The following is a 5154-nucleotide window of genomic DNA, read 5'->3' as shown; positions in this document are numbered from 1 at the left end:
GGCTTAGGCTTAATACTCCGTTTTTATAACTCTATTTCATGAGAAAAAGCATGAAGCAAGCGCTCCATGCTTTTTCTCATATTTTAAATCTAGCAATCAATTCTTGCAGCTCCTCTGACATATTCGCTAAATCCATCGCAGATGAAGCAATTTCCTCCATGGAAGCAAGCTGTTCTTCCGTTGTAGCTGATACATTTTGCGCACCGGCTGCCGCTTCTTCAGCAATGCCATTTACTTCGTGAATCGCCTGCTGGACTTCAAGCGTATCTTTGGCTAGATTATGAATAGCGTTTCCGATTTGTTTAATTTGATCCACTACGTGCTGTACCGCTTCGTTAATTTGCATAAACGATGTACCTGCTTGTTCAACTACTGCTAGGCCTTCTTTTACTTCTTTAGTGGTGACCGTCATAGATTGAAGCGTTCGAGCTGTTTCGCTTTGAATTAAGCTAACTAGATCTTTGATTTGACTAGCTGAGTTGGATGAGCCTTCTGCTAGTTTTCGTACTTCACTTGCCACAACGGCAAAGCCTTTTCCGTGATCTCCTGCTCTTGCGGCTTCAATAGTTGCATTCAAAGCAAGCAGATTCGTTTAGTCGGCGATGGCTGTAATGACATCGTTAATTTGACTAATTTTCGCTGAGTGTTCGCTAAGACCTTGAAAAACAGATGAGAGTTCAGTGACGTTGTCGTTAATTGATTTCATTTGTTTGGCTGCTGTTTCAACGGTCGCTGTTCCGCTATTTGAAATCGCAGCTGTATCGAGTGCTCGCTTGGTGATTTGCTCGACATTTTCAACAACTTCTGATGTTTGGTTCGTAATGCGGTGAATAATAGTGGAGCTTTCTTGAATTTGATTCACTTGATGGTTGGATCCTGAGGCTAGTTTTTCAGTAATGCTTGAAATATGTTCAATCGCACTGTTGTTTTGTTCTGCGCTCGCGCTTAGTTCTTCTGAAGAAGCTGCCACGGTTGATGAAATGTTTCCAACGGACATAATCATTTCTTTTAATCCGCCAATCATTTTATTAAATGAAGCTGTAAGTAAGCCGATTTCATCTTTGGATTCGTAGGTGCCTTTCACTTGAAAATCCCCGTCTTTTGCTGTTTCCATAAGATTTTTAATATCATTTAATGGTTTTGTAATCATGCGTGCAATCAGAAGTCCAATCCCTATTGTAAGTAGGATGACCAACGCGCTGACGAGTAAAAGAGTAGTAACCGCTGATTTTGCGCTTTGCTTATTTTTTTGGTAAATGCTTTTTGCTTCGTTATTATTTATCGTCTGAAGATCATCTAGCGTGTTGTTTATGGTTGTACGCAGAGTGACGATTTGTTTAGAAAAAACGTTATAGGCTTCGTCCCCTTTTTCATCTTGAGCAAGCTGTATAGCTTCACTTCTTGCTTGTGTTAAGTTACCTATATTTTCTTCATATAGAGCTAGTTTTTCTTTTTCACTATCTAGCAAAAATGTTTTTTTATACTGTGCCATGAGCTTGTTATTTTCCGCTTCTTTTTCTTGAATTTCATCGAGACGCTTACGCTGATAGTTTTCATCTTTTGATAAAATCATTTCAAGCGTATTTGCATCAATCGCTCGGTTATTCGTACGAATTTGCCCTAACTGCCTGATTGGCTGCAGGCGGTCATTGTACATAGACTCCGAGCTGTCAGTAATTCGCTGTGTGTAAAAATAGCTGATCACGGCGACTGCAATAAGTGAAATTGTTGAAATTATAACCATGACTAGCAGCTTTCGATAGATACTCAGATTTCGTAATGCCCCCATAACATTTCCCCTTTTCGCTGATGTATTCTTCTGCTTTCACTTTCACACTTCGTTATATCTATCGGTCATAGAGGTTGTTCTATCCATAGTACGCTCGTGACTTTTTATCGGCATAAAAAATAGCTTCTTATAAAAAGAAGCTGGGTTAAAAGTAATTTCTCTACTTAGATTTTTGTCCCCGAGACTTTCCCTGTGTTATCGACGCTTAGCTTCCAGCTTTGTCCGTCAGGAGATTTAAGGATCAGGCTGTTTCCTTGCTGAAACTCGAGGTTTCCGTACATTTTGCTTCCGGACGTTGCCACCCAAGAGGAACCTGGCATCATRGAAGACGTACCGAATATGCGGTTAATTCGAAAGCGTTTGTGGTCTTTTGTATATTCGCTTAGCGTAAGTCTCATTTTATACAGCGTATTGGCTCGCACTTCTGCCGTTACCGTGTTTCCTAAGTTGTTTTTTACGTCTTTTGCCGTTGTCCACGCACCGTCTAGAGCTGTTAGATATTCAAATTTAATATTTTTAGGTGACTCGCCCCATCCAAATGAAACGCCAGCCATATTCAGCATTTTAATTGGATTTGCAGTAAAGTCCATTTCAATCACAACGGGAGCTGAAGCCGGCACGTCGAGATAGTTCATGCTTTGTTCATCAACTAAGCTGAAGCAGTTGCTGATGCTTCCTCCGTACGGGGCTTTTCCAGCGATTTGTTTGACGGTATATTTTTTATCAGCTTGTACGAAAATATCGTCTTGATTGCCGATGATATCAGGTGTTCCCGGAAGTCCTAGGGCAAATATATTTCGGGTTTGTTCAAAAGGAGACGTAATGTCATTATACTGTCCGTTGTTCAAAATCGATGTGGATAAAAGGTTAGAGGCAAGCTGATTTCGATGTGAGATACTCGTAAATTCTACGGGCGGTTCTCCTCCGTTCATCAAATACGTATCCCAAATATGCCCTTCAAACGTATTGTAAGCACCTGAACATTTAATTGCTCGTTTCGTTTGGCTGCGGCACTGCATTTGAAAATGAACAAAGCTGTTTCCCGACGTTTCATACGGCACGTCACTGATGCCGGCCACATCAATTCCATACTGACAGCCGTCAATCGATAAATAGCTAAAGTTATTCGCGTTAATCCATGCAGGCGTATTGATGTTGGTAATTTTTTCGGTTTGCAGCAGCACACCCCTTTCAAAGTTGCGAAGGTGTACAAAGGATACGTTCACAAAGCTGATAAAATCCCACGCTTTCTGGCAGTAAAAATAAATGCCTTTTCCATTATAAGCGCCTGACGTATTAATCATGCTGATGTTGCTTATCGTCGTTTTGTTTCCTGTTTCTAATTGCTGCGATCCGTGAAGATAAATGACCGAAGACGTAAATGATTGGTCAGTCACTTCAACCGTTCCACCTGAAATGGAAGCATCTTTTTGAAGGGTAAATACATGATAATTTCCCGTTACTTTAAGTTTTGTTCCGCTGTCCATTTCAAACGAAATAGACGGTTTAATCACAAGGGGTGATGCGATGGCGTACGTATAGTTTCCTGTTAGTAGTACTCGTGATAATTTGTTAGCCTCTGCGTAATCAATTGCTTGCTGTATCGCAGGTGCATCATTCGTCACGCCGTCTCTTTTCACACCAAAACAAGCGGCGTCGACTATTCTTTCTTCACTGCAGTTTTCCATTAAATTCATCTCGCTTTCTCAGCAGGTGTAAAGCATGTACTGCTTGTATTACTTTATGCGTTTTGACTACCTATGGTTCACTGTTTTCATAGAAAAAAAGCTTCCGTTTTAGAAGCTTTTTCCGCTCATGTTTACGTATTGATTAGCAGTTGATGCAATCATTTGACTCGACGTAAAGTGCTGTTCGACTTTTTCTCTTGCTCCTTTAGCAAATCGCTGCTTTTGTTCTTGCTCAGCATACAGCTCAGTGATTTTCTCAGCAAATGCTTGAGGTGAATAAGTGGGGATTAAATAGCCCGTGTCTCCATTTGCTATCGCTTCTTTCACGCCTCCTACATCAATTGAAATCATCGGTGTGCCAACGGCCATTGCTTCTAGAACAACCATTGGAAAGACTTCACGATGAGAAGTTAAAAGAAGCATATCCATTTTTGTAATAAACGCTTCAGGGTCTTCTACTTCTCCCCATATCTTTATCTTTTCAGATAAGCCTTGCTGGTGAATAAACTCTTGAATTCGCTGCAGCTCAGGTCCTCCTCCTCCGATATGAAACTTCATATGTTCATAATCTCGGAGCAATGAGGCAATTTCGATAAACAGTTCGTGATTTTTTTCTTTTGAAGCTCGTGCCAATAGGCCAATATGACAATCGAGTGAAGATGATTTTTCTTTAAACACAAACTGATCTAAATCCACTCCGTTATAAATCGTTGTTACTTTCCCGCTATTCACGCCGATATTCATTAGCTGCTCTTGTTCAAAGCGGCTGACGGTAATCACTCCATGCACAAAAGAGTTTACGAGTTTACAAAATAGACCCTTTGCTTTTTGTTCAAGCACCGTTACATTATGCTTTGTATAAAGTATTTTTACTTTTTTTCTTAGCATTCGATTTACGCATACTGCATACATCACCATACGCAGGCTGTTGGCATGAATGATGTCAATTTGACAGTCACGCACTTTTTTCCAAAGTATATAAAGATTGTGAAGATGATTTTTCCTGCTTAAAGGCGTGAACCGTTTTTTATATTGAATTTTACTGTATAGTTCTCCCATTGCAGCTGCTGTATATACGGTAATATCCGGATGATTCAACTGATTTTCGAGCTTGCAAAAATACGTTTCTGCTCCGCCTGTAATCAATTTATCCGTAATTAAAAGTACGTTTTTCAAGACTTCACATCCTTTACGATTTTGAGAGGTTTTTACTTTTAGCGTACGCATTTACGCTGTACTGCACAAAATAAGTGGCGCTTTTCCATAGAGGCAGCCGCTCTTGTTTGCGCAGTAGCTTCCAATACCTTGTCGCTGCTTTCAGCTTGTTTCTAGAAACGGAGCGAGATACAAGACGATAATAAGCAAGTGACTCTTGAAGGCCGTAAGCAGTATAGCCTTTTCTCAGCAGCGACAGCCACAGGGCCGTGTCTTCAGGCTGAATGTTTGGCATTGAAATCTCGGAAATTTGTTTTTTATCCAGTATGACTGTCAAACAGCCGATAATCGTATTTCCTACGAGCGTCTTGTAATCAACACTCTTAGGAACGTTTACTTCAACGCCCGTTTTTTCACCTTTTTCGTTCATTATGCTGTACCCTGTATAGGAAAAAGCGCAGTTTTTTTCAAGCATAAAGGCCACTTGTTTTGTAAGTTTTTCTGCGTGCCATACATCATCGC

5 protein-coding genes are annotated in these 5154 nt (G+C 40.5%); all 5 read right to left on the bottom strand.

The features are described from left to right. Positions 1 to 76: 76 nt before the first annotated feature. Positions 77 to 586, bottom strand: coding sequence for a methyl-accepting chemotaxis protein (locus tag AC1DRF_RS16295; RefSeq protein WP_477741156.1), 510 nt, complete (start codon positions 584 to 586; stop codon positions 77 to 79). A gap of 6 nt (positions 587 to 592) precedes the next feature. After that, positions 593 to 1789, bottom strand: a complete 1197-nt coding sequence (locus AC1DRF_RS16290) for a methyl-accepting chemotaxis protein (protein ID WP_477741154.1) — start codon at positions 1787 to 1789, stop codon at positions 593 to 595. 164 nt (positions 1790 to 1953) lie between these two features. Further along, a complete protein-coding gene (locus AC1DRF_RS16285) occupies positions 1954 to 3477 on the bottom strand; it encodes a pectate lyase family protein (protein WP_477741155.1) in 1524 nt (507 codons plus the stop codon). A gap of 108 nt (positions 3478 to 3585) precedes the next feature. Beyond that, positions 3586 to 4653: a glycosyltransferase family 4 protein gene (locus AC1DRF_RS16280; RefSeq protein ID WP_477741153.1), complete on the bottom strand. Its 1068-nt coding sequence runs from the start codon at positions 4651 to 4653 to the stop codon at positions 3586 to 3588. Positions 4654 to 4666: 13 nt separating this feature from the next. Beyond that, a partial coding sequence (locus AC1DRF_RS16275; RefSeq protein ID WP_477741152.1) for a glycosyltransferase family protein occupies positions 4667 to 5154 on the bottom strand: 488 nt, incomplete at its 5' end.

This window comes from Priestia sp. P5_B4 (assembly GCF_056400385.1).
The sequence above is the reverse complement of the archived record's forward strand: the minus strand, read 5'-3'. Positions and strand labels throughout refer to the sequence as shown.

Excerpts from the sequence above, each read along its gene's own strand:
- AC1DRF_RS16290 (WP_477741154.1), bottom strand. The coding sequence starts at position 1,789 with ATGGGGGCATTACGAAATCTGAGTATCTATCGAAAGCTGCTAGTCATG.